The organism is Mesorhizobium sp., from assembly GCF_005063415.1.
Taxonomy (GTDB): domain Bacteria; phylum Pseudomonadota; class Alphaproteobacteria; order Rhizobiales; family Rhizobiaceae; genus Mesorhizobium.
Genome location: NZ_SUEG01000218.1, coordinates 3,607 through 6,219, shown reverse-complemented (window position 1 = coordinate 6,219; position 2,613 = coordinate 3,607). Strand labels below are relative to the sequence as shown.

The following is a 2,613-nucleotide window of genomic DNA, read 5'->3' as shown; positions in this document are numbered from 1 at the left end:
GGCACGACGAGAAGATTGGCGGCATCCGGCGACAGGCCGACGCTGTGCAGCGCCTCGCGCACGGTGTAGTCGAGATGGGCGCCGAGCGTGTTGACGGCGATGGTATTGCCAGCGATGTCGGCGATCGATTTGATCGGGCTGTCGTCGAGCACGTAGAAGACGCTGCGCACCTTGCTGTTGATGCCGTTGCTCGGATAGACGGCGACGAAGTCGTTGCCGCCGGAAATCGAATTGATCACGGCGGCGGTTGCAGCCGAGCCAATATCGACGCTACCGGAGGCGAGCGCAAACAACGATTCCGGGCCGCCGCCGGAATAGCCGACATTCTCGATCTCGATACCGAGGCCTTTGAAATAGCCGAGCTCGCCGGCCAGCTCATGCGGAGAGATGCTGCCACGGCTGGCGAGGGAGCGGAACTTCACGGGTGCCGCTTCGGCAAGGGCGATGCGCGGCAGGCCGGCGGCGAGAAGGCCGGCGGCGAAGGGCGCGCCGGCAAGCAGGGAACGGCGGGAGATTTTCATGGTCCGGGTCTTTCCTGATTTGAGTTCTTGCCTGGTTGAGATTGGTAAAAGGCGGATGGTCAGTCGACGGCATTGCTCCAGCGGCAGAGCCGCCGCTGCAGGCTGACCAGCGCCTGGTTGGCGATCAGGCCGAGGCCGGCGAGAATGACGATTGCCGCAAACATCAGCGGGATCTGAAAGTTGTATTGCGCGTTCATCACCTGGAAGCCGATGCCCTTGTTGGCGCCGATCATTTCGGAGGCGATCAAAAGCAGCAGCGCCGTAGTGGCGCTGAGCCTCAGCCCAACGAAGATCGACGGCACGGCGCCGGGCAGCACGACGCGACGGAAGACGGTGAGCTGCCTGGCGCCATAGACGCGGGCCATCTCCAGCAGTTTCGGATCGACTTGCTTGACGCCGCCGATCGTATTGAGCAGCAGCGGAAACAGCGTCGCCCAGAAGATGACGAACACCTTGGACGCTTCGCCGAGCCCAAGCAGCAGGATGAACACCGGATAGAGCGCCAGCGCCGAGGTCTGGCGGAAAACCTGCAGGATCGGATCGAGGGCGGTTTCGACGGCGCGCACCTGGCCCATGAACAGACCAAGCGGGATGGCGACCAGCACGGCGGCCGCGAAGGCGAGACCGGCGCGCTGCAGGCTGATGGCGATGTCGCCGAGCAGAGTGCCGCCGGCCAGCCCCTTCCAAAGTGCCGCGACAATCGTATCGATCGGCGGCAGCACGGCCGTGTTGACCCACCCTGCGCTGCTCGACACTTGCCAGATTGCGAGGAAAGCAATGAGGACGCCGTAGCGCGACAGGAAGCGGATGCCTGCCCGGCCGCCGAGGCGCAGGAAGTCCGTGCCGAGGCTTGTCGTGCTGTCACGCGTGCCGAGGCTGGCGGCCTGTTCGACGTGCTGCAAGGTCATCGTCTTGCCTCTCGCTTCGAGGGTAGTGGGCTTCGTGGAATTATTCGGCGGCCAGCACGGCCGAGCGGGCGGCGGTCCACGGGTTTTCCGGCCGCCTGAGGCCGAGGTTCTCGCGCAGCGTCCTGCCTTCATAGGCGGTGCGGAACAGGCCGCGGCGCTGCAGTTCGGGGATCACCAGCTCGACGAAGTCGTCGAGCCCGCCGGGCAGCCAGGGCGGCAGGATGTTGAAGCCGTCGGCGGCTTCGTTGCCGAACCACTCCTCCAGCTGGTCGGCGACCTGCACCGCGCTGCCGATGACGGTGTAATGGCCGCGGGCCGTTGCCACCCACTGGTAGAGCTGGCGGATGGTGAAGTTGTGCTCGTCGGCAATCTGGCGGATCAGCGCCTGGCGGCTCTTCATGCCTTCGGTTTCCTTGCTCGGCGGCAAGGGACCGTCGAGCGGATAGCCCCGGATGTCGAGCGTCTGGCCGGCCAGCCCATTGAGCAGGGCGACGCCGTCTTCGGGCAGGATGAGATCGTTCAGCTGCTGGTATTTGGCGCGCGCTTCTTCTTCGGTGCGGCCAACGAAGGGTGCCACGCCCGGCATGATCAGCACCTGTTCGGGATCGCGGCCGACGGCCGTCACGCGCGCCTTGATGTCGCGATAGAATTCCTGCGCCGACGCCAGGTTCTGATGGGCGGTGAAGATGACTTCCGCCGAGTGGGCGGCGAGCTTGCGGCCGTCCTCCGATTGCCCCGCCTGCACCACCACCGGGTGCCCCTGCACCGGGCGCGGCACGTTGAGCGGCCCCTTGACGCTGAAATGCAGGCCCTTGTGGTCAATGTCGTGGAGCTTGTCCTTGTCGTAGAAGCGCCCCGATTTCTTGTCGCGGACGAAGGCATCGTCCTCCCAGCTGTCCCACAGCGCCTTGACCGTCTCGACATGCTCATGCGCGCGGGCATAGCGCTCGGCGTGGGCAGGCTGCGTGTCGCGATTGAAATTGCGCGCGGTTTCGTCGCCGGCCGAGGTGACGACGTTCCAGCCGGCCCGGCCATTCGACAGAAGGTCGAGCGAGGCGAACTTGCGGGCGAGCGTGTAGGGCTCCTCGTAGGTGGTCGAGGCGGTGGCGATGAAGCCGAGATGCGTGGTGAGCGGCGCCAGCGCGGCAAACAGCGTCACCGGCTCGAAGCCGGCGATCTTGGCG

At 65.6% G+C, this 2,613-nt stretch carries 3 protein-coding genes; all 3 read right to left on the bottom strand.

The window, feature by feature from the left end:
• Positions 1 to 521 (bottom strand): ABC transporter substrate-binding protein (locus E5W70_RS30140; RefSeq protein ID WP_292664926.1); only part of this gene is annotated, 521 nt, incomplete at its 3' end.
• Positions 522 to 580: 59 nt separating this feature from the next.
• Positions 581 to 1,429: an ABC transporter permease gene (locus tag E5W70_RS30135; RefSeq protein WP_292664925.1), complete on the bottom strand. Its 849-nt coding sequence runs from the start codon at positions 1,427 to 1,429 to the stop codon at positions 581 to 583.
• A 40-nt stretch (positions 1,430 to 1,469) separates the two neighbouring features.
• A partial coding sequence (locus tag E5W70_RS30130) for an LLM class flavin-dependent oxidoreductase (RefSeq protein WP_292664924.1) occupies positions 1,470 to 2,613 on the bottom strand: 1,144 nt, incomplete at its 5' end.

What these genes read in the sequence shown, in the direction of transcription:
- E5W70_RS30135 (WP_292664925.1), bottom strand. Translation starts at nt 1,429, where the DNA reads ATGACCTTGCAGCACGTCGAACAGGCCGCCAGCCTCGGCACGCGTGAC.